Below are 23,458 nucleotides of genomic sequence, written 5' to 3'. Positions count from 1 at the left end.
ATGAAAAATGATAGAGGATTTACATTAATAGAAATGATGGTCGTATTACTTATCATTTCCGTATTATTATTAATTACAATTCCAAATGTTGCAAAAAGTAACGAGGTAGTAGATAGCAAGGGATGTGATGCGTTTATCGAATTAGTAGAAGCTCAAATTCAATTATATAAAGTTGATAATGGTACCTATCCTGATAGTATAAATACTCTCGAAAGTGCAGGCTATTTAGATCGAACTACCTGTCCTGACGGCACCGCAATCACTATAGGTGGAGATGGAAGTGTCTTAAAAAATGAACCCACATTGGAAGGATAATGGCTTCACGATTCTTGAGATTTTAATTGTTCTTTCTATCTTTTTAATTCTAATAGGCGTTTCCGTACCATTACAATCCAATTCCCTTCAAAAGCTTGAGGATGAAAAATTTCTTCAAGCCTTTGAAGAAGATATCTTACTGATGCAAAGTGCCGCCATTACAAATGGATCACTTATGAAACTAACTTTTTTTCCACAAAACCATTATTATGAAATTCGGGAGGGTGGCTTTAATCACTTAATTAAAAGAAGGAGCTACTCCTCTCGAATAAAGATTGATCTAGGCACCTTTACATTGCCGTTTTCCTTCTATCCATCCGGCACTCCTAATCAACCCGGTAGCTTTACTTTTACAACCGACTACAGCAAATATAAAATAACATTCCCTTTTGGCAAAGGAAGATTTTATGTTACGAAGCAATAAAGGTTTTACCCTTTTAGAAACTACTGCCGCATTTTCCATTTTCATAATAATCCTAACCGCCATTGTACCAATGATGATTCAAACTCATTTAGAAAGAGAAAATATTGAGCTTCGTTCGGACATGTTAACAGAACTTCATAACGAACTATTGTATGCAATGAATTCAAAACCTATATCCCCTCTTACCAAGCAATTAGAGATAAATCAAACCAAAGCAAAGATTGAAATCGCACTTACAGATAACGAATTAGAAGGCTGTATTTCGTGGTCAAATTATAAAAATAAGCAAGAAAGAAAGTGTTTATATGTCGCTAAATGAAGGAAAAAACGGATACACATTTATTACGATACTATTTTCATTATCCATTTTTATAATGATCACACCATTTTTATCCTCACTCATACAGCTTTTCATCAGCATGAATGATTCAAAGACGGAGGACTATTCTATAGCTAATTTTTTCTACCTATTACAATACGAGCTAAACCAATCGAACGGAGTACAACTCACAACCTCAGGGTTATTACTACATCAAAACGACCAAATGATTACAATTGAACGTTATACCAATCAAATTAGAAGAAGGGTTAATTATGCAGGCCATGAAGTAATGTTATTTAATGTACAAAGTATAAAATGGGAGGATGAAAAACATACTTTGTACGTTACAATCAAAATCCAGGGAGGAGAAACGTATGAAAGGAGGCTCTTTAAAGGTGCTACATTTCAAGAATGAGCGTGGCTTTATTTTTCCCTCTGTCTATTTCCTATCTCTATTGTTTATTTCACTATTAATTTGGAATATTCACTCCTTAAAGACAGAAATAGAATTAGTGGAATTACAAGAAGAACAATTAAGACAAGAACTAAAGTCTCTTTCCAACTACCTAACCAAACCTAATTTCTAAATTGATACGTAACATTATAGTTTCAAGCTATTCATGCATAATTTTTAAAAAGTTGTCCATTACTATACCGAAGACATTTAGAACTACCATTACTCCCGTCCATAATTTATGGTAAAATGAAGGCAATATAGTAGGAAAGTAGTAGTTTTAAATTCGGGAGGAAAAACAAATGGAAGAGACTTTAAGAATAACGAACGTTTTAAGTGATGAAACCCGTTTAAATATTTATGATTATATCGCAAAAAAGCATAATAGTGTGAACGTACAAGAAATTGCTGATACATTCCATATCCATCCGAATGTTGCAAGACTACATTTAACAAAACTTGAAGATATTGGGATGATCATCGGAAGATTACAAAAGAACCCTAAAGGTGGTAGACCATTCCGTATTTACGAGTTATCAGAGGAAGTAATCAAATTACAATTTCCATTTCGTGATTATGAAATGTTAGCTAAAATTGCTTTGGAAACGCTACTATCTCTTGGCGAGCAAGGAAAAAACGCACTTGTAGAAACCGGCAGAAAATTTGGACATCAAATTATGGCAAAAACATATCCAGATCTTGATGTACAAACCCTCACTGCCGAGGAAAAAATAAAGCTATTAAAAGATGCCTCCGTTATGCTTGGATTAGAACCAGAATTTGATTACAATCCAAGTAATGATACGTACACATATAAAATTTATAATTGTCCTTTTAAAGAAATTGCAGCAAAGGATGATCATCAAACCATATGTGAAATGCACCGATATTTCATTAAAGGAATGTTTGAAGAATTATTTTCTAACGTTATTACATTGGAAGAAAAAACGAATATGTTGAATGAGTGCAAAACTTGTGGGTATCTTATAAACATAAAGTCATAAAAAGTTCATTTACATTCTAAAAAGGGTAGTTTATAATAATCGTTGATGAGTCACCGGTAGAAGGAGGAGTATATTATGGATCGTATGTACCGAGTTTTAGGTTTTTGGACTGGTATTTTTACTGTTATGTTTTATATTGGTGATATGATTAGTGCATCCATACTATTTTTAGTACAGACGGTGTTCTTTATTGGATTAGGCTATTTAAACCTTTCCGAGCGTATGTATATGTACATATTTGGTGCGTATTGTACAATTTTCTTTATTGGATTTACGTACTATACTACATTCCTATTAGTACCATCGTTTGGTCATTAATAGGAAAAAACAGGAATCTATATAACAGATTCCTGTTTTTTTATTTCTTCATAAAAATTTCTAACTGGGATTTACGAATACCTTTCGCTTGGATACACACTTCGAACATGTTCCCCATGAAATCGCCAGAAATCAATTGTTGAATGGCTCGGTTTTGCTTGGAAGCCGTTGAAAAGTAAGTACCCGATTTATTTTCACGAACATAATCTAATATCCCGATTTGCAATAAAAACTGCTGTTGTTTTTCGAACATGTACAAATCAAGGTCATGCTCTAAACCAATTTTAATAAAAGAATCCCAATGAATATGGTGGGTAATATCCATCTTTCCAACATGGTCGGTCACCCGGTCTACCATTTGATGATCAAGGTATCCTCTTAAACTTCCCTTTTTTCTTCTTGGATCTACTAATTCTTCATTCGTATAGCCATAATCTATTGTTAATATAATTCCTTTATGTAACACTGTTGCTATTTGTTCCAATATCGAATTTAGGTAATTAGGTACCTCCATCCGATGTCCTTCCGATAGTACAATACCATACTTCCTTATCCAATCTACCATTTCTCTGGAACAGGGATAAAATCTTTCTATTAGTCTTCCATCATCATCCATGCTCACATAAACTTCAAACAGCTCTCCATTGTTTTTTTCGACCACTTTTACTGGCTGCGCATCAAAAAATTCATTAGAGTATATAATTCCGTTAAAATGGCCAATGTTTTCTTCAAAATCGTGTAGGGACGAAAATGTCTCCAGTGTGTGATTTGTAATTTGCTCTTTTATGTTTTTCCGATGTATTTCATTTCCCTCTACAAAATAATAAGTGATTTTCATTCCTTTGTTTGAAAAGAATTCACATAATTGTTTCGCAAAACGCCCATCTCCCCCACCTAATTCCAGAATTACATGTGGTAAATGAAGCTCGTTAAATAGTTTTAAGAACCACTCTCCCAACAGCTCACAAAAAACGGAGTGGACATGGCTAGCTGTAAAAAAGTCTCCCTTTTTGCCAAACACATCTCTTTTTTGGTTGTAATACCCTTCCAGCGAATCATATAAAGCCAAAGATATAAACTCATTATAAGGAATAGATTTTAAGTGTGATCGAGCAATTGCAGTTTTTACACTATTAATCAAGATTTTATCCCTCATTTCAGGTTTTCACTATTGACATAGTGTTAATAAAGTTATATAGTAATTTTAGTAGCTTAATTAATCCCTAACCAACAAAAGAGCAGAGCACATCCCCCCAAAACCCCTTCTTATTAAAAGAAGGGGTTTTACTTTGCTCTACATTCATAAACCTATCAAAAATGGATTTGTTGTTTTTTCTTGTTCGATTGATGTTTTTGAGCCATGTCCAGGATATACTATCGTTTTCAACGGCAGTGCCAAAAGCTTATTTTTAATATGACTTAATAACTGTTGATGATGACCCCCAGGAAGATCCGTACGACCAATACTCCCTTGAAATAATGTATCTCCAGCAACGACAAAATGATCTTTACGGAAATAGAATGAAACACTTCCTGGTGAATGACCTGGAGTATGCAAAACTTCCATTTGAAAGTCTCCTATATTTAACAACCCTTCCGTTAGTGCCCCATCAGCTTCTTTCAATATAATCGGTTTCGAAATACCAAAGTAACTGGAACCATTTAACTGAGGGTCCCTTAACCATGGATGCTCTACAGCATGTAAGTAAACCTTTATATTATAGGCGTTTCTAACATCATCTACCGCGCCAATATGATCAAAGTGAGCATGTGTTAATAAAATTGCAATAGGCTTAAGATTCCTTTCATTTACGTATTTCGCGATTTCCTCAAAAGAATCTCCTGGATCTACAATTAGTGCATTATTATTGTTATTATGAATAACGTAACAGTTTGTTCCTAATGCACCTAAAGAAAGTTGTTTAATTTCCATGTATATTCCTCCTAAAGTAGCTTTATTTATGACAAAACAAAGAAATTTCCTATTAGTTCTCGACAAAGCCATAAATTTTTTATAAAATGTATGAGAGCAATCGTATAGTACATAATATAAATGCCTAAATTTATACTATATCTACTAGTATAAGTAACTTGTTATGAAAGCAAGTCATTTTTAATTATTGCAATGGATATATACATATTGAAGGGGGTATCTCAGTGGTAGTTGCAATATTGCTATTTATAGCTACAATCCTATGTATTCTTGCTATTTTCCGTGAAGCCAAACAACGTAATTTCTTTGCAGTAGGGTTCGCAGGAATATCAACACTAGTATTTGGTTGGTTTTCTGTTATGAGTATCATACACGAATTATTCCCAAAATAAAAGAAGAGAATAAATGAATTCAAGCAAAAGAGCTAGGAAATTCCTAGCTCTTTTCATTTACCAGCTTCATTATCTCTCCCGTATTTATATCCACTAAATTTTCTAATTGCGCGCCCATTAAACACCATTCTCCATTTGGGGAACAGTCTAGGTTCGTAATTTCGTCAACGGAAACTACATCCTGCTTTTTACCTGCTTGAACATCATAAACGATTAATTGATATCCATGGTTATAGTCAATTAAGGACCCTGCTTGTTTGGCCTCAAATATAAAAAAGAGATTACTTGTAGAGGACCAATCAAAAATCGGACTCCAAATGTATCCAGCATGTGAATCTAAAACTGGTGTATCAAAGGAATTCACTTCATTTTGCGTAGTACTATCCACAAACTTTACGTTTAACACGTCCTCTTTAAATTCCATATACATAAAGTAGTTTGGGATTGAATCGAACAATATAGCGTTTTGGCTAAGATGTTGCGTTGTTGTTGAATGTATATTATATATTTTTATAGGTGCCTGCAAAGAAGCCCCATTATTCCAGTCGAAGTATGCTACCTGATCCTTACTGAACCACTGAACGTAAGGTTCAATATGAAGTTCCTGCTTTTCTTGCTGTTCTAGGTCCATAACTTCAATTGTTGTCTGTAACGAAGGATAATAGGAGGTTACCATTAGACTGGAGGGGGCATATGGACTCCAGGCTAGTTCTAAAAAATCCACTGCAATCTTCTTTTGAAGAACCATATCTCCTTCAGCATTTAATATTGCCAAAATGGAATTATTACTTATATCTTTACTTTCTATTGCTACATAGGTATTGTTTGAATTGGGCTGCACTTGCATGATAAAATCACTTGACTTATAAAACACATCACGTTTTCCTGTATAAAAATTATATTTTTCTAAACGGCTTGAAATCCCATCATTGACAAGGATTAGCACTTCATGATTGCCGTACCAACTTGTAATTCGATTTAAGTTTGGTTCATGTAAAGGAACTATTCTTGAACGAAAAGAAAAACGCTCTGATTCCTTCTCATATGTTTTATATTCTAAGTTCGTTTGATATTGGTGTAATTCATGAATGATACGCTTATCGTTTGAACAAGAGGGGAGGAAAACGAACAATATTAAGAGTAGCATTACTTTTAAAGCTTTCACAAACAACACCCCATAGTACAATATCTTTATAGAAAAACCCGTATCATATAATGATACGGGTTTTATGATTACTCTTCTTTAGTTCCTGTTGTTTTATTTTCTCCGAAGTCATGAAATCTGAATAAATCACCGTAAATTAAATCATCTGAAAGTGTTAATTCCGACAATACATCATCTTTTAATGGTTCACAAGGGGATTCTTCACCATCAGGAATCTCAACTTCATTTCCTGTTTCCCGCTCATAACAAATTCCTTCTGTATATACATAATCGTCTGATACATAGTCACCATTACGGAATGCAACAAATGGCTTGCGATCGTCAGAGAATAAATCTGTACCAAACACTAAATCTTCATCATTCTCAATGCCCATCATGTTTAATACAGTAGGTTTTAAATCAATTTGACCTCCAATTTTATCAATTGTTCGGTCATCATCAGAACCTGGAATATGCACAATCAAAGGCACTCTTTGTAATTGAATATTATCATACGGTGTAATCTCTTGGTCTAAATATTTCTCCATTGCTTTATTATGATATTCACTAATACCGTAGTGGTCACCGTAAATAATGATAATGGAATCTTCGTACAAACCACTTGATTTTAGTTCTTCAAAAAATCCTTCAATTGCTTCATCCATATATCTTACGGTTTGAAAATAGTTGTTCAACGTATTAGAGTTCGAATCATACTTATCCACATTCGCTAAGCTTTGGTCAATTTCAAACGGATGGTGGTTCGTTAATGTTATAAACTTCGCATAAAATGGTTTTGGAATAGATTCCAAATACTTAATGGACTGGTCAAAGAATTCTTTATCGTTAAGACCCCATCCAATCGTATTTTCTTCTGTTACATTATAGAAAGACTCTGAATAAAATTGGTCATATCCTAACGACTCATACATTACGTCACGATTCCAGAAACTCTTGTTATTCGAATGGAAAACAGCTGAGTAATAGCCATGATCTTTTATTATTTCTGGAACAGCATGATACTCATTTTGACCATGAGTAAAGAATACGGAACTATTTGGCAATGGATATAATGAATTTTCTACAATAAACTCAGAGTCTGACGTTTTTCCTAAGTTTGTTTGTTGATAGAAGTTTTCAAAATAGTAGCTATCCCCAATTAAGTCGTTTAAAAATGGTGTTATTTCTTCACCATTAATCGTGTTGTTAATGACAAACGATTGTAAAGACTCCGCTGAAATATAAATAACGTTTTTATCTTTCGCAATTCCAAACATTTCGGAAGATGCTTCTTTGCTGGAAATATTTGCTTTCACATGCTCTTCTATACCTTCTAATTCACTTTCATCTGCTAATACCCGTTGTACCTTTGTTTTGGAGTTAATGACAACATCGTAAATATGGTAGTTAAATAAACCAACGTTTTTAACTAAATATTCACGGTCAAAACCACGTAGAAATAAGTTAGGACGTTCAATTTCTGCTAAAACAATATTTGCAATCAAAACAGAACAAGCTAAAGCCATTACTTGTAGTTTTCCAGTTCTTTTATATTGTTTTACTAGTCTGTCCTTTGTTTTCCAAGCCAGTAGGAAGATGATGATAACATCTAAAAATAGGAAAATATCCCAAAACTTAACTAAAGCGGACGCACTGCTACCTAAATCTCCAAAGTTTTTAAACTGAAAGAGACTTGGTAATGTAATAAAATCCGTGAAATTACGATAATATGCTAAATTTACATAAATGATTAAAGAACCAATAAGTGCAGCATATTTAATAAATGTTTTTTGTGTTTTTGGTTTCATAAATACAGCTAAAGAAAAGACAATTAAAGCTGATGCAAAAGGATTTAAGAATAAAATAAATTCTTGCATTGTATTTTCAATCGATAGATCGAATATAAAGCGATATACGATATATGTTTTAAGGCCAAATAGTAAAGAAGCAATTAGAAACAATGGCCATTTAATTCGCTGTAGCATTACTGCTCATTCCTCCTTATAAATGTTAAATCTCAGTAGTGGATTATCATTTGTAATAGTTTCATAACTTACTAGTTTCTCCTTGCTTATATTATATGACGAAATACAAGCAAAAAACGTTTCATTAAATTTAAAAATTCCTCAAAGATGTTATCAAAAGTAATAAACGTTACATCATTGTTAAAGTACTACAACGTTCATGAAATAATTTATTCTCTTTGAAACTAACTACTATATTCTAACGTTTTCTACACTTAAGTCAAGGGGCTTTTTACATAGTTCGGATGGAATATATTGTTTTTTATTTCCAAAATAAGTATATACCAATGGGTTAGACATTTATTCGATATTTTCTAAAATAATTCGACAAGTACTAAATTTGGATAGGTTGGTTCATGTAAATACATGAATTGGCAGCTTGTTTAGATAAACACATATATCCTGATCCATATTCACTGTTCATAAAAAAGAATGCAACCAAGTTGGCTACATCCTTATTTACTTCTTGTTCATATGCTGTTTTACATAATATGCAGCACCAACAACACCTGCGTCATTACCTAATTGTGCTATTGTAATTTCGCAATTATGAAAAGCGTGATCTAAACAATATTTTTCAAATGCTCTCTTAAGTGGATTTAAGAGGGTATCCTTGGCTTTTGATACACCTCCACCGATGATAATGACACCAGGATTAATAATAGTCGCTAAATTCGCAAGCATAATCCCTAATAAATTGGTAGTGTTTTCTACGATTTGTTTGGACACCAGGTCCCCATCTTTAGCCTGTTCAAAAATATCTTTTGCCGTAAGTGTCCCAGTTGTAGCAAATATATTTTTTAAGGAGGTGTCGACTGGTTTTACTACTTCTTCTAATCCTTGTCTAGCAATTCCTGTAGCTGACGCATATGTTTCAATACAGCCTCTTCTCCCGCAATTACAAGTTGGTCCATCATTAGGTGTAACAACAACGTGCCCAATCTCCCCACCAGATCCATCAATGCCATTTACAACTTGACCATTCACAACAATACCGCCACCTACACCCGTTCCAAGTGTAACTGTAATTAAATGATCAATATTCCTGCCTGCTCCTACCCAGTATTCGCCTAAAGCTGCTAGGTTCGCATCATTCGTTACGTAAACAGGGATCTGTAATCGTTGGGAGAGCTTGTCCTTTAAATTAAAGTTTTTCCAACCAACGTTCACAGCTTCATATACGAGTCCTGTATTGGTATTTACGTAACCGGGAGCGCCAGCCCCAAGGCCAAGAAGTTCCTCTTTTGGAATTCGTAGTTCCTGCATTTTCGTTTCGATCGAATAAACAATCTCTTTTGGTATTTCTTCCCCATTATTATGTATATTCGTTGAGATTTCCCATTTATGAACAATTTGTCCTTTCTCCGTTATAAAGGCTAATTTTACCGTCGTACCACCAATATCAGCACCTACATAATAAGCCATTTCTTGTTCCCACTTTCATTTCTTTTTATCTTTTACGGATGCCTGTTCTTGTCGTAATAGGAAAAGCGCCATCGAAAACTCCTTCGTACTAATAAGATTCGAATGTTGTAAATCCTTTAGTTCTTGTTCCATTAGTTCTAAATCTGCTAATCGATCTCCTACATATATAATTGTGCCAAATTTTTTTAGTAATTGTTGCACATCGTAAATACTATTCATTTTCATCACCTAAATTTTATTATAGCAAGCTAGAAGCATATTTGAAATAGAAAAGACCGCTTGATTATTAGCGGTCTGGGTCTTTCGGATGTAAAAATGCTGGTCGTAAATTTTTAAGCGGCATTGGCGAGCGAATTAATACATCACGTAGTGCGTGTGGGTCGAAAGGAATAAATGGCCATAAGTATGGAATTTCAAATGTTTTTATACTTACAAGCTTTAATAGCCATATCGTAATCGCCACCATATAACCTGCAGGTCCAAAAATACTTGCAACAATTAAAAAAATCAATCGGATAATTCGATTCGCCAAACTCATTTCATAACTAGGGGTTGCAAATGTCCCGATGGCTGCAACAGACAAATACAAAACAACTTCATTCGAAAATAACCCTACTTCAACAGCTACTTGTCCAATCATGATGGCTGCTACTAATCCTAGCGCTGTCGCTAAGGCGGATGGAGTATGGATAGCGGCCATACGTAATGCATCTATTCCAATTTCGGCAATAACAAACTGAAGGAGTAACGGGATCACTCCTAACTCCGTAGGTCCAATAAATTCTAAACCTTGTGGTAAAAGAGATGGGTCCACTGAAAACAAATAGTATAACGGTAAAATAAATAAAGATGCCAAAACAGCGAGAAAACGTACTAGACGTAAATATGCACCTACAAATGGCTTTTGGCGATATTCCTCAGCGTGTTGCATATGATGCCAAAAGGTTGCTGGTGTAATCATAACACTAGGGGAGCCATCGATAAATATTAATACATGCCCCTCATATAAGTGAGCTGCAGCAGTATCAGGTCTTTCTGTGTACCGAATAATAGGGTAAGGATTCCAATGTCTCCCGCCTAAAAATTCTTCAACCGTTTTTTCTGCCATCGGTAATCCATCTGTATCAATTGCTTCTAAGGTTTTCTTTAAGTGCTTGACATTGTGATCATCCGCTATATCTTCTATATAACAAAGACAGACATCTGTCTTTGATCTTCTCCCTATTTGTAAATACTCCATTCGTAGAGAACGATCTCGTATTCTTCTTCTTGTTAGTGCCGTATTGAAAACAATTGTCTCAACATAGCCATCTCTTGAACCTCGAACAACTCTTTCTAAGTCTGGCTCCTGTGGTCCTCGAACAGGATATGTTCGAGCATCAATCATAATGACTTTCGATAGCCCTTCTACTAATAATGCTGTTGGTCCTGCTAGTACTTGATCCCCTGCAGCATTCAAATCTTCCACATAATCTAATTCAATATAAGGAAGATGGGTTTTAAATAGCTTTTCAAAGGGATCTGGTTCTAATTGCTCAGGCTCTAACCTAGATAGTAATTTCATTATGTAATGCAAAATATCATCTTTAGCAAAACCATCTATTAAAAATAAAGCCATTCTTCGTTCCGCGTATTCTAAATCGATATAAACTACATCAAAGCTCTTATCTACTCCTAATCTTTCCTTCATGTAGGCTACGTTGTCATCAAAGCTTTTCGAGATTGGTCGTTTTTCTGTCATATACTCACCTATTCATTCCGATTATCTCTGATTAGTTTGAGCTATTTTTTTCATTACATACATTTCATATATGCTCATGTATGGACATACATTTATGTATAAGACAAGCTAGCTAATAAAATACAAGTACTCTTAATACATACATCACAAAGTTAAAGGTGGTCCTATTATGAAAAAATTATTTTTTATTTTTATCCTAACTTTTTTTTTATCGATTCTGATAGTGAATCTTACGCATGAGGATGAAAAGGTTATTAAATATTTTCCGTTGGATGAAACGAAAAATTTTATTGACCAAGAAACAATGCTTACCTTGCTTAAGCCTACAGATGATGATTCCTATCAATTAAGCTGGTCTATTAAGTCCAAGACAAACGAGCCGATTGATTTAAGACAAGATTTGTCCCTATTGTTTATTGATGGTAAGTTGAAAGGTATTTTAAATCAATGGAAAGAAAATGTTAGTGCATTAGAACAAATTACGATATTTAACGGAGAAGGAAGCAGTAACCTTGAAGCCATTTCCTTTCATCATGGAGAGGTGCATTATCCGGAAGAGGTAATAAAAAGTATACAATCGATGACTCATGATGAATTGTACATAATGGACTCACCTCATACTCCATTAGAATCCTTCAAAGAGCCGGTAACAAATAATGAAATAGAATGGAAGAGAACATTAGATCATGCTAAATTTCAACAGCTAACGTATTATTGGAAAAGACTTATGGATCACTATCAACTAAACAGCGAAGATTATGTACAAATCCCTTTAACTCAATTACATTATTATGAAAATGAACCCTTCCCAACATTAACTTTAGAACAAACACAACAGGTTCTTGGTCAATTATGGGAAGGCCTTTATAGACACTACATAGTAGGTATAAGTTACGAAAAGACAGAGGATGGCAATCCATTAAATACGTATATGCCTCTTATCCTAGTTGATAAAAAAGGAGAACACATATATGTGCTCTATGAAGATACACAAGGAAATAAACAAAGACTCATACAAGAAATACCTACATTTTAACGATTTAAGGATGGATGATTCACTAAATTTTGAAATTGTTGATTATTTGGGATAAGCTCTGCTGCTTTCTGTGCATGCTCCCTTGCCTTTTCAAATTCGGACAATTCCATATAAATAAGTGCCAAGTTATAATGAGCATCTGCGTTTCGATTATTTAATGTAACTACCTCAATTAGATCGTCTCTAGCATTTTCCCATTGCTTTAAAAAATAGAAGGCAACAGAGCGGTCGAAATAATACTGCTCCTTTTTCTGTTCTGAATTATTGATAGCATTCGTAAGAGCAGTAACCGCCTCATTATACTGATCATTTTCTAAATGTATAAAAGCTAGTAAATGTTGTGCCTCTGGGTCTAAATGTTCTGTATTTCGCTCGATACCATATGCTACAAGACCAGCGATAAGAAAAAGATAAACAAGAGTTCCTATTATCCTAGTTGAAATCGCTTTTTTCTTAGGCATCTGTACAATCGATGAGGCAATAAAGCCACCTAACAGTCCACCGAGGTGTGCTCCCATATCTATATTTGGAATGCTAAATCCAAGGACGATATTTAATAGGATCACAAAGAGCAAATTTCCACCCATCGTTTGAAGGAAAATTTTTCGATTTTGGATACCAAAAAAGAGTAGCGCACCAAACATACCAAATATAGCACCTGATGCACCAGCAGCAACAGTCTGATTAAAAGCAAAGCTCGTTAACCCACCAGCAATTCCACTTAAAAAGTAAATAAATAGAAATTTCACATTGCCATACATTTTCTCAACTAAAACACCGAGATAATAAAGTGCAAACATATTCATCATTATATGTAACGTGCCAATATGTAAAAACATAGAGGTGACAATTCTCCACCATTCTCCATCCATAATGTATGGATTAAACTTAGCTCCCCATTCAATTAGGTGGAGCATATTGGTAGTGTCCCCTTTGGACTCCATCCAAAAATAAATCAATATATTAATAGCCATTAATATATAAGTGAAAAATGGTTTTCCATAGTTAAAAATAGAAGTAACTTCTCTTTTCTGCTGTTGATGTCTACCTATAATTTCTTGCTTAAAATACGCAAGCTCCCTCTCCAATTCTTCTTCATTTTGAAAATCTTGAAGAAGTGGTGGTTCCATTTCGAATTCATTGAAAAGGGCAGTTACATCGGAATTTCGATTTTCCTCATATAAATAAAACGTCTTCGTTAGAATCGATTTCCGATCCTTTAATAAAATGTTTTTCTTTAAGGATGACCAATCATCAACTGGTTGATATTGGGCAAAATACAGATTATAAATTTGTATCTCCTTACCCTTTAACATTTTTTGTATTTTCCGAACACGCTCTATCACAAATGCAATGTCCCTTTTTAAATGATTGGACCAATCAAATCCTTTACTATATAAACGAATGATAGTTGTTTTTTTATTCAAAATTCCTTTTAGCCATATTTCTTTATTGTTTCTGTCAGCCTGGATTAATTCAAACTGGCGATTTGAAATGAGATGATTGGCAACTTTCCATGTATAATATTCATTTAACAAGGCATCCATTCATTCCCCTCCCTTATCCAATCATACCATTACAAAAGTAGCATGGTAAAGAAAACGTAACAGCCACTTTTCCTCTAGAGATTTACTTCACAAAAATAAAATACGTTCAGCTAATCATTAAGCCGAACGTGAAAACGCCATTTTAAAAAATTTATCTTTTATTAGTGGTATGTTCATGGCAACCGTTGTAATCATTCTCCTCATGAATCGAATGGAAATAAAGTAGCTTATAATTCGAAACCGATTTTGATAAATTAGGAATACACTTACCATTGTTAATACGATTCCCATCATTGTACGCATCATGAACACTCCTTAGACTATGATACCTATATCATTTGTCCAAATAAGGAGTTTATACATTGTTTAGCTTTAAAATAGTACACCCTTTTCAGTAATAATATGATGTACCGGGAGATCAAATTCTTCATGGGGAATGTCTGGAACAATCTGATTGGAAACCGCAATAGCAATTGTCTCGTTAGTATAGTCTACTAAATAGCGGTCGTAATAACCTCCACCAAAACCTATACGATAACCATTCACATCAAAGAGTAGACCAGGTACAAATAGTAAGTCTATGTTACGCTTAGATACTTGTTGAGATACCTCTGGCTTCGGTTCTCGTATTTTGGCATACACCATTTCTAATTGATCATATTCTTTCATTTCATAGAAAATCATTTTATGATCTTCTGTTGGATAGCACTTCGGTACTGCTACAGTCTTTCCTTCTTTCCATGCCTGCTCGATTAGGTACTTCGTGTTTAATTCAAGTGGAGTGGACATCGTAACCCCAATTGTATTGGCATCTTGCCACCAACTTGTTCGGAGAATGTGATTCGATATACCTTTTGAAATACGATCTTTTTCTTCCATTGGTAGAGACCTTAATATCTCTTTCCCTCTTTCTCTCCAAACCTTTTTCATTCTGTACCTCCCCAGAGAAATAGCATACAGCTATCATTATAAATTATTAGAATAGAAGTAAAAAGCCTAAGATGAAGCTGAAGCAATCTATATCCATTAAAAAAAGAGTGATTTGAAACCCTTAATAGGTATTTCAAACCACTCTTTCTTTACATTGCAAAATCTACCACACAAAAAAATTACTTCGTTTCACGATGAAGTGTTTTTTTATTACAACGAGGGCAGAATTTGTTTAATTCAAGACGTTCTGTATTTTTACGTTTATTTTTAGTCGTAATATAGTTACGATCACCGGATTCAGTGCACGCTAAAGTTACATTTACACGCATTATAGTTTCCCTCCATTCCTTCTTGTCTGTCACTAGTAATATTTAAAAGCATAATTGGACTTATATATCATACCAAACCTGATAATCTTATTCAAGAGGTCATAAAAAGAAATATTGTGTCGTATAGTCTAATAGCTCTTTCGACATAATTTATTCTATAAAAGAAATGGTAATAACATTCTATTTTTTCTATGTACAGATTATGTTATAACTAGTACAAGGGAGTGTCTATAATGAGTTATGCGTTAATAACATTAATCGTTGTTGGTATTGTTTTATTTGTTCTATCCTTTTTTACAAATGATAAAATTAAGGATTTGGAAGACCAAATAGATGATTTATCTGTCACTACTTTGAAGGAATCCTATCAGTTGAAAAGAAAAATCAAGATTTTAGAGGAAGAGCTTTTAACTGACTTTATTACGGAAAATGTCGAGTTACCAACGTTACCTCCAGAGGAAAAGTTACCTCCAGTGTACAAACAAATAAAAAAAATGCATGAGGTTGGATTTACAATTGATCAAATAGCAAATAACACAACATTAAAGCCTTACGATGTTCGTGCAATACTTCACCAAGTAAATCCTGATTATGTAGATGCTACTGAAGGGGATGCTTAATATGAGAACAACATTACGCTCCTTTTCTTTAGGTCTTTTGACAACAGCCATTGTGCTTGGAATTATTTATACACAATCAAGTGGAAGTACGGAAAAAACGGATTTAACAATTGAGGATGCATCCACATTTTTAGAAAATGAAGGATTTCATGTAGTGACAAAAACGGAATGGACAGATTTAAACGAACAGCTCAACAGTAATCAACAAGAAGAGAACAATACACAACAACAAGAAAAACAAACCGAATCAAATGAGGAAAAACAAGCTACAGAAGATCAGGAACAAACAGAAGAAAAACCAGAGCAACAACAGACTGAAGAAAAGCAACAAGAAGAAAAGAAAGAAGCCCAACCAGTTGAAATTGAGATTGCTTCCGGAATGACAACATATGATGTGGCAGATTTGTTAATTGATGAAAAGGTAATAAAAGATAAAATGGAGTTTATCACCTATTTAGAAGACAATGATTATGCTAAATACATTCAAATTGGGACGTTCCAATTAAAAAGTGGCATGAGCTTATACGAGATTGCTGAGGTTTTAACAAACTAATGATAAAACAGCTGATCCTTCAGGATCAGCTGTTTTCTTTTGTGTCAAAGAGATTAAACGAGGACGATTAGATTCATTTAGACATTTAAGTCGTAAGCTTCCCCTTTTACTAAATAGAAGATATTTTCCCCAATATTCGTACAGTGGTCTGCATACCTTTCAATAAATCTTGCACTGAAGGACATTTGCATAATATGCTGAATATATTGTGGATTGGAAGCTGTTTCAGTTAGTAATTTTTGTGTAAATTGATTGTACATTTTATCCACTTTATCATCCATCTCCGCTAATTTTCTTGCCAGGGAGATATCTTCATGTTCAAATGCTTTGATCGCTAACGAAACCATATCTCTTGCTTGTTCCGCCATAGCACTGATTTCTGTATGAATCGTAAGCGGATGATCCTGCCCTAATCGAATCGTAGCTTTTGCAATATTTACAGCATGATCAGCCATTCTTTCCAAGTCTGATGAGATTCGAAGTGCGATAATAAGCCTTCTTAAATCCTTCGCTAACGGTTGCTGCTTGGCAATGAGTAGTATTGCTTTTTCGTTAATTTCTAGCTCTTTTTCATCAAGCTTCACATCATTATCGATGATCGTTTGTGCTCTCTCGACATCCTTTTGATATAAGCATTCTACAGCTTTCTTTAGGGCATCGTCTACCACGCTAGCAAACTCTTTAATTTGTACCTTTAACTCATTCAACTCACCACTAAAATTCGCTCTAATCGTCATAAACAAATCTCCTCCCAATATTTATCCGAATCTACCAGTAATATAATCCTCTGTGCGTTTGTCTTCTGGGTTTGAGAATAATACATCTGTATTGGAGAATTCTACAATTTCTCCATTTAAGAAAAAGGCAGTCTTATCTGATACACGAGCAGCTTGTTGCATATTGTGTGTCACGATAACGATGCTATATTTTTCTTTTAAGTTTTGTACCAATTCTTCTAGTTTTAATGTTGAAATTGGGTCTAAGGCAGATGTTGGCTCATCCATTAAAATGACATCAGGTTCAATAGCTAAACATCTAGCAATACAAAGGCGTTGTTGTTGACCACCTGATAAAGAATAGGCATTTTCTTTTAGTCGGTCCTTTACTTCATCCCAAATTGCAGCATCACGCAAACTTTTTTCAACAATAATATCCAAATCTTTCTTTTTCTTAATGCCATGAATTTTAGCGCCATATGCAACATTGTCATAGATAGATTTAGGAAATGGATTTGGTTTTTGGAAAACCATCCCTACCTGTGTACGTAAATCCTCTACAGCAAATTTAGGATCAAAAATATTACTATCTTTATACTTGATTGTTCCAGAAGTTTTAACAGAAGGAACTAATTCAACCATACGATTTAATGTCTTAATAAAAGTAGATTTTCCACATCCAGATGGTCCGATGATTGCAGTAATTTCATTTTTTCCCATGTTCATATTAATGTCATAAAGTGCTTGGTCCTCACCGTACCATAAGTTTAAATTAGACACTTCAAAAACATTTTCCTTTGTTGCTACTTCTATATTCGAATTGTTTTCTCGCAATTGTGTAAGATTAACCATGAAAAATCCTCCTAAAAACGTAATTTTTAATTTCTGCGTTGAAATTTATTTCGGATTAAGGCAGCTATTGTATTCATAATTAGTAAGACAATCAATAGAATGATGATACCTGTAGCTGCAACGACTGGCCATTCATCACCTGGTTTACTTATCCAGCTATATATTTGAATTGGCATTGCTGTATAAGAACCAAAAATAGAGTCAGGTAATGCGTAAATTGCAGTTGCTGCACCAACAACTAATAATGGCGCTGTTTCTCCGATAGCACGAGACAATGCCAAAATAGATCCAGTAATCATTCCAGGTAATGCAGCAGGTATCACTACCCGCAACACGGTTTGCCATTTTGTTGCCCCCATACCATAAGAGGCTTCCTTTAAGTCATTCGGAACGGAGCGTATCGCTTCTTGAGCTGCAACTACGATAATAGGTAAAACTAATAAACTCATTGTTAATCCACCAGACAACAGGGAGAAATCAAAGTTTAATATATAGACAAAGAATGTTAAACCTAACAGACCAAACACAATAGACGGGACACCAGCTAGGTTTTGAATGTTGCTTTGAATAAAGGATGTGAGTTTGTTTTTCTTTGCGTATTCTTCTAAATATATTGCTGTAGCAACCCCTATTGTAATAGATACAACAGCGACGATTGCAATTAATAACAGGGAACCTACCAGACCAGCATAGATTCCTGCACGGTCAGGATATGGAGCTGGAAAGTTCTTAATAAAGTCCCAAGAAAGATTTCCAGCACCCTGTGAAATAATGCGGTAAAATAACATTGCAAGAATGACTAAGCTTAGAGCCGTAGCACCAAAGAAAAGTGTGTGGAATAATTTGTTTTTCCGGATTCTATTTTTCATCCGCTTCGTTGATTTTTCTCCTGTTTGTAAAGCCATTAGTATTCCTCCCTAAACTTTCGGGCAATATATTGCGCAAATAAATTCATCAATAGTGTAAAGACAAATAACGTGATACCAACTGCATAAACACTATAGTAAATCGTTGAACCATAAGCTGTATCCCCAGAAGTTCCTTGCACGATAAAGGATGTTAAGGTTTGAATAGAGCTTGTAGGGTCAAAGGTAAAGTTCGGTGATTGGCCAGCTGCGATTGTAACTATCATCGTTTCTCCTATTGCACGAGAAATAGCGAGTACTACAGATGCAACAATTCCAGAGAAAGCAGCTGGTAATACCACTTTCATGGCAACTTCAAAACGTGTGGAGCCTAAACCTAATGCTCCTTCTCGCAAACTAGCAGGAACTGCACTCATAGCATCCTCTGATAGTGATGCGATCATTGGCACAATCATAATACCAACCACGATACCTGCACTTAGGGCATTAAATATTTTCACATCAGGGAGAAGGCTTTGAAGAATTGGAGTCACAAATGTTAATGCAAAGAATCCATATACAACTGTTGGAATACCAGCCAACACTTCTAAAATAGGTTTAATGATTCTTCTCGTTTTATCGCTTGCATACTCACTTAAAAAAATGGCAGCAGAAAGTCCGATTGGAAGTGCAACAATAATAGCGATTAATGTGATTAAAAGTGTACCTGTAATCAGTGGTAGGACACCGAATGATCCTGACCATGGCTTCCAATCTGTATTAAATAAGAAATCTTTAATCGGTACATCACTAAAAAAGGTGAAAGCTTCACTTAATAATGTAAATACAATACCAAATGTCGTTAATACAGAAACAACAGCTGCAAGAAAAAGGAAAACAGGAACTAACTTTTCTAATTTTTTAAGTACCTTCCTCTTTTCCTTTTTCTCTTGAATTAATTTCTGAATATCGATATCCTGTAGTCTGTTTTCGTTGATATTCATAGTGAGACTCCTTTTTCCTAATCATTTATCTTATCAATCTTACCCATTAATTGGTAATTTATCTTATAAAACGAGGAAAAATGAGGACATATTCCAAAACTGCCCTCACTTTTCTCGCATTATTAATTTTTACAAAGATTACTTATATTTCGCTTGCAATGCTTCTAGTTGACTCTTATATTCCTCTTCTGGAAGGGGAACATAACCAACTAGTTCCGCTCCTTCAGCTGCAGCTCCACTTAAAAGAAAATCTGTGAAAGCTTGAACTTCAGGCTTCTTCAAGGATTCTGCATTGATGTAAGTGAACAATGGTCGAGATAGAGGTGAATACGTACCGTCTTGAATTGTCTCGCCACTCGGTTTTACTGGTCCATTTCCTCCATCAATTGCAAGTACTTTTAAGGAATCTTCATTTGCTACATAATATGCATATCCGAAGAACCCGATTGCATATGGATCCTCTTGGATACCACGAACTAATAAGTTATCATCCTCAGAAAGAGTTACACCTTCACCTTCGCGCATTGGCTTTTCCTCTAGTACTACTTCATTAAAGTAATCGAATGTTCCTGAATCATGTCCTGGTGAGTAAATTACGATTTCTTCATCAGGCCAAGAAGGATCAATGTCAGACCATTTCGTGTTACCTCTTTCGCTTAAGAAAATGTCACGAAGCTGTTCCATTGTTAATTCTTCTAAAAAGTCGTTTTCTTTACTTACTACAACAGAAAGACCGTCATATGCAAGAACCGTTTCAATTAATTCAATTCCATTTTCCTCTGCTAATGCTTTTTCTTCTTCTTTAATAGGTCGTGATGCATTACTAAAATCAATTTCGCCTTTCGTAGAACGTTCAAATCCTCCACCGGAACCAACACTTTCTAAAGGAGTGTTTACACCAGGATTTTCTTGAACAAATTCATAAGTAACATATTCCATAATTGGGAATACAGTAGAAGAACCTGCAAGTTTAATTTCTCCAGAAAGATCAGCGTCTTTATTCGACTCTCCGTTATTTGCATTCGTTTCCTCTTTGTTGGTTTCTTCGTTTGAAGCTTCTTCCTCATCGGATCCACCACATGCTGCTAAAACGCCGATGATAAGAATGAATGAGAATAATAATGCGAACTTCTTAAGGTTTTGCATTTGTCTACTTCCCCCTACAAAATTGATTTGTTATTTCTTACAGTTTTTATAATACAGCCTGTTTATTAACCACATATAAACGTAATGTAAAGGTTACGTAAATTCGTTTCGTTTTGACAAAAATCTCTATCTTTCCAAGCATAAAAAAAGAGCAAGATGGATTGACCATCTCACTCTGTATCTTCGTTATTAACTTCATCACTTTCCGCTTCTGTTTCTTCTTCTTCTTCGTTAGTTGCTTCGTCATTCTCGTTATCTTCTATTTCTATACCATTTTTACTTCTTTGTTCTTTAAGCTCAAAATAAGCATCTAGTATGCGTTCTCCAATGTAATAGTTAATGGAATCACCAGCTTTTAACCCTACATTTGGAACGATCACTGCGAACGCGACCTCTGGATTGTCATATGGCGCATACCCAACTAATGTTAAATTCTCAACATCTGCTACCTTTACAACTTCACCTGCTTCATTTTGTCTATAGACTTCGTTCTGCGCAGTCCCTGTTTTTCCAGCAGGTTTATAATCTTTATTACGGAAGATATGATCAGCAGTGCCATCGGAATGTTGAAAAACTCTTCTGAAGCCTTCTTGGACACGCTCGAGTTCATTTTCTTCCATATCTATTTTATTTAGTACTTCCGGTTGTATTACTTCTGCAACCGATCCTGGTCCATCTGTAGTACTTGGATTTCGAATCTCTTTCACAAGATGTGGTCTTAATCGATATCCATCATTTGCAATTGTAGATACATATTGTGCCAATTGTAACGCTGTATACGTATCATACTGTCCAATTGCATAGTCCATAAGTAAACCAGCCTTCGCTACACTACCTTGGTATCCAGTAGATTCAAATGGTAAGTCTACTCCAGTTTCCACCCCTAAACCAAATTGTTTAAAGTAATTTCGCATTTGTCGAAATGCATCTGGGTCGAATTTCACGTTCGCTTCCCGAACATAATTATACTCGCCACCCATTCTCATAGCGATATAGAACATATAGACGTTCGAAGATTTTGCTAATGCTTCTAAATCATTTACATATCCTAGATTTGTGTACGAGCTTTTTTCTGGTGTACCTGCTATTTTTATTGGAGTGTCATAAAACGTTTGTCCAATATCAATAACTCCAGATTCATAGCCCGCAAGAACAGTTGCTCCCTTCACAGCAGATCCTGGACGGTGTGCATCATAAACTGTCCGAAACGATTCATCTTTAAAATGAGCTTCGGGGTTGTTTTCATCTTCGTTTTCTCGGTAATACCGCTTACCGGACATCGATAAGATTTCACCTGTATTCGGATTCATCATAACAACTAATGCATCTGTTAAGTATTGGTTTTTGCTTGGATGAGCTTTAATAACCTTTTCAAGCTCTTCTTCCACTATTTTGTCTACCTTTTGTTGTAAATCAATATCAATAGATAGAACTAAACTTTTACCTTGCTGCCCTTCATGTATTACCTCTGTTCCTACTAAATCACCATCTTTATCGGTAATATTTTGTATTTGCTTTTTCTGACCTTTCAGGATGGACTCATATTGTTGCTCTAGACCACTTTCTCCAACTCGGTCGTTTCGACTGTAATTTCTAGTTAAATAATAATCAATATTTTCTGCTGGTAAACCTTCATCATAAGAAGTTATACTCCCGATAAAATTAGAAAAGGTCGAACCAAATTCGTTATTTCTGTTCCAATCAATAGCAACATTAATTCCATCTAATTCACTAAGATGCTCTGCTACAACTGCATATTCTTTTTCTGTTACACCTTCATTTTTAACAATATGTGGTGTTAAAGCAGGTGCTTGATTAAGTTCTCTTAGAATCGCAACAACTTCTCTATCACGCTCGGTTAACTCTTCCAGATCTTCATCTGTTACTTTATCAATAACAGCATGGTATTGGTCTGTATTATCAAGTTCTTGCTCTTTTTCCGATAACCTACCATAGGCTTCTTCTTGATTTTTCACAATCCAATAGTCTTTTAAATCCCATTCCGTAATCTTGTCATCTGGTTTATCGATATACTTGGCTAGTTTTTCGGCCAGTTCAATTTTATCTTTGGATTGCACGTTTTTCGGTGGTGTGTATGTTATGGAATAAATGGGTTGATTTGTAATTAACGCCCTGCCAAATCGGTCGTACATTAATCCTCTTGGCACAGGTACATTTGTAATTGTATTTTCTGTTCGATCTATTTCTTTTTGTGCTTGTTCCCCGTGTAAAATTTGAACTACACCAAGTTGTAAGATTAGGAATGCAAACAAAAGAAAAATGATAAAAAACAGAACATTGATACGAAATGGAAGATGCGTTTTTTTCTTTTTACCCAATGGCTCCCCTCCCTTACTAAATGGATGTAATTATCTTTTATTATA

28 protein-coding genes are annotated in these 23,458 nt (G+C 34.8%); 11 read left to right on the top strand and 17 right to left on the bottom strand.

The genetic code is table 11. The features are described 5' to 3' along the window. From comGC to C1A05_RS04725, 7 genes are all read left to right on the top strand, one after another. Positions 1–315 carry a competence type IV pilus major pilin ComGC gene (gene comGC, locus C1A05_RS04755; RefSeq protein ID WP_102027040.1) on the top strand — a complete coding sequence of 105 codons (315 nt, stop codon included), beginning with the start codon at positions 1–3 and terminating at the stop codon, positions 313–315. Next, positions 293–739: a competence type IV pilus minor pilin ComGD gene (gene comGD, locus C1A05_RS04750; protein WP_102027039.1), complete on the top strand. Its 447-nt coding sequence runs from the start codon at positions 293–295 to the stop codon at positions 737–739. The genes comGC and comGD overlap by 23 nt, the downstream gene beginning before the upstream one ends. Next, positions 723–1,058 carry a type II secretion system protein gene (locus tag C1A05_RS04745; protein WP_102027038.1) on the top strand — a complete coding sequence of 112 codons (336 nt, stop codon included), beginning with the start codon at positions 723–725 and terminating at the stop codon, positions 1,056–1,058. The genes comGD and C1A05_RS04745 overlap by 17 nt, the downstream gene beginning before the upstream one ends. Beyond that, complete coding sequence (comGF, locus tag C1A05_RS18520) at positions 1,045–1,476, top strand: competence type IV pilus minor pilin ComGF (RefSeq protein ID WP_102027037.1); 432 nt, start codon at positions 1,045–1,047, stop codon at positions 1,474–1,476. Before C1A05_RS04745 ends, comGF begins: the two co-directional genes overlap by 14 nt. Continuing rightward, positions 1,436–1,648: a hypothetical protein gene (locus C1A05_RS04735; RefSeq protein WP_200816477.1), complete on the top strand. Its 213-nt coding sequence runs from the start codon at positions 1,436–1,438 to the stop codon at positions 1,646–1,648. The genes comGF and C1A05_RS04735 overlap by 41 nt, the downstream gene beginning before the upstream one ends. Before the next feature lie 169 nt (positions 1,649–1,817). Continuing rightward, entirely contained in the window at positions 1,818–2,519 is a 702-nt protein-coding gene (locus C1A05_RS04730; protein ID WP_102027035.1) for a helix-turn-helix transcriptional regulator, read from the top strand. Between the two features lie 75 nt (positions 2,520–2,594). Next, positions 2,595–2,837: a DUF2626 domain-containing protein gene (locus C1A05_RS04725; RefSeq protein WP_102027034.1), complete on the top strand. Its 243-nt coding sequence runs from the start codon at positions 2,595–2,597 to the stop codon at positions 2,835–2,837. Positions 2,838–2,877: 40 nt separating this feature from the next. Here the strand turns inward: C1A05_RS04725 and C1A05_RS04720 are convergent, their stop codons facing one another. Together C1A05_RS04720 and C1A05_RS04715 are read right to left on the bottom strand one after the other, a co-directional pair. Beyond that, positions 2,878–3,978, bottom strand: coding sequence for an SAM-dependent methyltransferase (locus C1A05_RS04720; protein WP_159461999.1), 1,101 nt, complete (start codon positions 3,976–3,978; stop codon positions 2,878–2,880). A gap of 159 nt (positions 3,979–4,137) precedes the next feature. Continuing rightward, on the bottom strand, positions 4,138–4,770 hold the full coding sequence (locus tag C1A05_RS04715; RefSeq protein ID WP_102027032.1) for an MBL fold metallo-hydrolase: 633 nt from the start codon (positions 4,768–4,770) through the stop codon (positions 4,138–4,140). 224 nt (positions 4,771–4,994) lie between these two features. On the opposite strand from C1A05_RS04715, the gene C1A05_RS04710 reads away from it, so the two are divergent. Then, entirely contained in the window at positions 4,995–5,162 is a 168-nt protein-coding gene (locus C1A05_RS04710; RefSeq protein WP_102027031.1) for a DUF2759 domain-containing protein, read from the top strand. A gap of 43 nt (positions 5,163–5,205) precedes the next feature. Here C1A05_RS04710 and C1A05_RS04705 read toward each other — a convergent pair whose 3' ends face one another. The 5 genes from C1A05_RS04705 to C1A05_RS04685 all read right to left on the bottom strand — a co-directional run bounded on the left by C1A05_RS04705 (position 5,206) and on the right by C1A05_RS04685 (position 11,496). Next, positions 5,206–6,327, bottom strand: coding sequence for a hypothetical protein (locus C1A05_RS04705; protein WP_102027030.1), 1,122 nt, complete (start codon positions 6,325–6,327; stop codon positions 5,206–5,208). A 68-nt stretch (positions 6,328–6,395) separates the two neighbouring features. Next, on the bottom strand, positions 6,396–8,291 hold the full coding sequence (locus tag C1A05_RS04700) for an LTA synthase family protein (RefSeq protein ID WP_102027029.1): 1,896 nt from the start codon (positions 8,289–8,291) through the stop codon (positions 6,396–6,398). 498 nt (positions 8,292–8,789) lie between these two features. Then, a complete protein-coding gene (locus tag C1A05_RS04695) occupies positions 8,790–9,755 on the bottom strand; it encodes an ROK family glucokinase (RefSeq protein ID WP_102027028.1) in 966 nt (321 codons plus the stop codon). Between the two features lie 15 nt (positions 9,756–9,770). Continuing rightward, positions 9,771–9,974 (bottom strand): YqgQ family protein, encoded by a 204-nt coding sequence (locus C1A05_RS04690; protein ID WP_102027027.1) that lies wholly within the window; start codon positions 9,972–9,974, stop codon positions 9,771–9,773. Between the two features lie 67 nt (positions 9,975–10,041). Continuing rightward, complete coding sequence (locus C1A05_RS04685; protein ID WP_102027026.1) at positions 10,042–11,496, bottom strand: spore germination protein; 1,455 nt, start codon at positions 11,494–11,496, stop codon at positions 10,042–10,044. 169 nt (positions 11,497–11,665) lie between these two features. Here C1A05_RS04685 and C1A05_RS04680 point away from each other — a divergent pair, with 169 nt between their 5' ends. After that, positions 11,666–12,532: a hypothetical protein gene (locus C1A05_RS04680; protein ID WP_102027025.1), complete on the top strand. Its 867-nt coding sequence runs from the start codon at positions 11,666–11,668 to the stop codon at positions 12,530–12,532. On the opposite strand, the gene C1A05_RS04675 is transcribed toward C1A05_RS04680, so the two are convergent. The 4 genes from C1A05_RS04675 to rpmG all read right to left on the bottom strand — a co-directional run bounded on the left by C1A05_RS04675 (position 12,529) and on the right by rpmG (position 15,338). Next, positions 12,529–14,079, bottom strand: coding sequence for a rhomboid family intramembrane serine protease (locus tag C1A05_RS04675; protein WP_102027024.1), 1,551 nt, complete (start codon positions 14,077–14,079; stop codon positions 12,529–12,531). The two genes, C1A05_RS04680 and C1A05_RS04675, sit on opposite strands and share 4 nt — an antisense overlap. Before the next feature lie 117 nt (positions 14,080–14,196). After that, the gene (locus C1A05_RS04670; RefSeq protein WP_102027023.1) at positions 14,197–14,382 is read right to left on the bottom strand and encodes a hypothetical protein; all 186 of its coding nucleotides are present in this window, start codon (positions 14,380–14,382) and stop codon (positions 14,197–14,199) included. A gap of 69 nt (positions 14,383–14,451) precedes the next feature. Next, the gene (locus C1A05_RS04665; RefSeq protein WP_102027022.1) at positions 14,452–15,009 is read right to left on the bottom strand and encodes a 5-formyltetrahydrofolate cyclo-ligase; all 558 of its coding nucleotides are present in this window, start codon (positions 15,007–15,009) and stop codon (positions 14,452–14,454) included. Positions 15,010–15,188: 179 nt separating this feature from the next. After that, on the bottom strand, positions 15,189–15,338 hold the full coding sequence (gene rpmG, locus C1A05_RS04660; RefSeq protein WP_102027021.1) for a 50S ribosomal protein L33: 150 nt from the start codon (positions 15,336–15,338) through the stop codon (positions 15,189–15,191). Between the two features lie 233 nt (positions 15,339–15,571). On the opposite strand from rpmG, the gene C1A05_RS04655 reads away from it, so the two are divergent. Both C1A05_RS04655 and C1A05_RS04650 read left to right on the top strand, forming a co-directional pair. Then, a complete protein-coding gene (locus C1A05_RS04655) occupies positions 15,572–15,958 on the top strand; it encodes a hypothetical protein (RefSeq protein WP_102027020.1) in 387 nt (128 codons plus the stop codon). 1 nt (position 15,959) lies between these two features. Then, positions 15,960–16,511 carry an endolytic transglycosylase MltG gene (locus C1A05_RS04650; protein ID WP_102027019.1) on the top strand — a complete coding sequence of 184 codons (552 nt, stop codon included), beginning with the start codon at positions 15,960–15,962 and terminating at the stop codon, positions 16,509–16,511. 77 nt (positions 16,512–16,588) lie between these two features. Here C1A05_RS04650 and phoU read toward each other — a convergent pair whose 3' ends face one another. The 6 genes from phoU to C1A05_RS04620 form a co-directional block, all read right to left on the bottom strand. Beyond that, positions 16,589–17,248, bottom strand: coding sequence for a phosphate signaling complex protein PhoU (phoU, locus tag C1A05_RS04645; protein WP_102027018.1), 660 nt, complete (start codon positions 17,246–17,248; stop codon positions 16,589–16,591). A gap of 21 nt (positions 17,249–17,269) precedes the next feature. Further along, positions 17,270–18,079, bottom strand: a complete 810-nt coding sequence (gene pstB / locus C1A05_RS04640) for a phosphate ABC transporter ATP-binding protein PstB (protein ID WP_102027017.1) — start codon at positions 18,077–18,079, stop codon at positions 17,270–17,272. Positions 18,080–18,105: 26 nt separating this feature from the next. Then, complete coding sequence (gene pstA, locus C1A05_RS04635; RefSeq protein ID WP_102027016.1) at positions 18,106–18,984, bottom strand: phosphate ABC transporter permease PstA; 879 nt, start codon at positions 18,982–18,984, stop codon at positions 18,106–18,108. Then, positions 18,984–19,928, bottom strand: a complete 945-nt coding sequence (gene pstC, locus C1A05_RS04630; RefSeq protein ID WP_102027015.1) for a phosphate ABC transporter permease subunit PstC — start codon at positions 19,926–19,928, stop codon at positions 18,984–18,986. The genes pstA and pstC overlap by 1 nt, the downstream gene beginning before the upstream one ends. A 138-nt stretch (positions 19,929–20,066) precedes the next feature. Next, on the bottom strand, positions 20,067–21,074 hold the full coding sequence (locus C1A05_RS04625; protein ID WP_102027014.1) for a PstS family phosphate ABC transporter substrate-binding protein: 1,008 nt from the start codon (positions 21,072–21,074) through the stop codon (positions 20,067–20,069). 170 nt (positions 21,075–21,244) lie between these two features. After that, positions 21,245–23,413: a peptidoglycan D,D-transpeptidase FtsI family protein gene (locus C1A05_RS04620; protein WP_102027013.1), complete on the bottom strand. Its 2,169-nt coding sequence runs from the start codon at positions 23,411–23,413 to the stop codon at positions 21,245–21,247. Positions 23,414–23,458: the final 45 nt, after the last annotated feature.

It is taken from the genome of Salirhabdus sp. Marseille-P4669 (assembly GCF_900240405.1).
Classification (GTDB): Bacteria; Bacillota; Bacilli; order Bacillales; family Alkalibacillaceae; genus OEQK01.
This window is presented reverse-complemented; position numbering and strand designations above follow the sequence as displayed.

Excerpts from the sequence above, each read along its gene's own strand:
- C1A05_RS04650 (WP_102027019.1), top strand. The coding sequence starts at position 15,960 with ATGAGAACAACATTACGCTCCTTTTCTTTAGGTCTTTTGACAACAGCC.
- C1A05_RS04670 (WP_102027023.1), bottom strand. The coding sequence starts at position 14,382 with ATGCGTACAATGATGGGAATCGTATTAACAATGGTAAGTGTATTCCTA.
- C1A05_RS04680 (WP_102027025.1), top strand. The coding sequence starts at position 11,666 with ATGAAAAAATTATTTTTTATTTTTATCCTAACTTTTTTTTTATCGATT.
- pstA (WP_102027016.1), bottom strand. The coding sequence starts at position 18,984 with ATGGCTTTACAAACAGGAGAAAAATCAACGAAGCGGATGAAAAATAGA.
- rpmG (WP_102027021.1), bottom strand. The coding sequence starts at position 15,338 with ATGCGTGTAAATGTAACTTTAGCGTGCACTGAATCCGGTGATCGTAAC.
- comGF (WP_102027037.1), top strand. The coding sequence starts at position 1,045 with ATGTCGCTAAATGAAGGAAAAAACGGATACACATTTATTACGATACTA.
- C1A05_RS04625 (WP_102027014.1), bottom strand. The coding sequence starts at position 21,074 with ATGCAAAACCTTAAGAAGTTCGCATTATTATTCTCATTCATTCTTATC.
- C1A05_RS04675 (WP_102027024.1), bottom strand. The coding sequence starts at position 14,079 with ATGGATGCCTTGTTAAATGAATATTATACATGGAAAGTTGCCAATCAT.
- C1A05_RS04655 (WP_102027020.1), top strand. The coding sequence starts at position 15,572 with ATGAGTTATGCGTTAATAACATTAATCGTTGTTGGTATTGTTTTATTT.
- C1A05_RS04700 (WP_102027029.1), bottom strand. The coding sequence starts at position 8,291 with ATGCTACAGCGAATTAAATGGCCATTGTTTCTAATTGCTTCTTTACTA.
- C1A05_RS04725 (WP_102027034.1), top strand. The coding sequence starts at position 2,595 with ATGGATCGTATGTACCGAGTTTTAGGTTTTTGGACTGGTATTTTTACT.
- C1A05_RS04745 (WP_102027038.1), top strand. The coding sequence starts at position 723 with ATGTTACGAAGCAATAAAGGTTTTACCCTTTTAGAAACTACTGCCGCA.
- C1A05_RS04695 (WP_102027028.1), bottom strand. The coding sequence starts at position 9,755 with ATGGCTTATTATGTAGGTGCTGATATTGGTGGTACGACGGTAAAATTA.
- pstB (WP_102027017.1), bottom strand. The coding sequence starts at position 18,079 with ATGGTTAATCTTACACAATTGCGAGAAAACAATTCGAATATAGAAGTA.
- C1A05_RS04690 (WP_102027027.1), bottom strand. The coding sequence starts at position 9,974 with ATGAATAGTATTTACGATGTGCAACAATTACTAAAAAAATTTGGCACA.
- C1A05_RS04730 (WP_102027035.1), top strand. The coding sequence starts at position 1,818 with ATGGAAGAGACTTTAAGAATAACGAACGTTTTAAGTGATGAAACCCGT.
- C1A05_RS04735 (WP_200816477.1), top strand. The coding sequence starts at position 1,436 with ATGAAAGGAGGCTCTTTAAAGGTGCTACATTTCAAGAATGAGCGTGGC.
- comGC (WP_102027040.1), top strand. The coding sequence starts at position 1 with ATGAAAAATGATAGAGGATTTACATTAATAGAAATGATGGTCGTATTA.
- C1A05_RS04685 (WP_102027026.1), bottom strand. The coding sequence starts at position 11,496 with ATGACAGAAAAACGACCAATCTCGAAAAGCTTTGATGACAACGTAGCC.
- C1A05_RS04665 (WP_102027022.1), bottom strand. The coding sequence starts at position 15,009 with ATGAAAAAGGTTTGGAGAGAAAGAGGGAAAGAGATATTAAGGTCTCTA.
- C1A05_RS04715 (WP_102027032.1), bottom strand. The coding sequence starts at position 4,770 with ATGGAAATTAAACAACTTTCTTTAGGTGCATTAGGAACAAACTGTTAC.
- pstC (WP_102027015.1), bottom strand. The coding sequence starts at position 19,928 with ATGAATATCAACGAAAACAGACTACAGGATATCGATATTCAGAAATTA.
- comGD (WP_102027039.1), top strand. The coding sequence starts at position 293 with ATGAACCCACATTGGAAGGATAATGGCTTCACGATTCTTGAGATTTTA.
- phoU (WP_102027018.1), bottom strand. The coding sequence starts at position 17,248 with ATGACGATTAGAGCGAATTTTAGTGGTGAGTTGAATGAGTTAAAGGTA.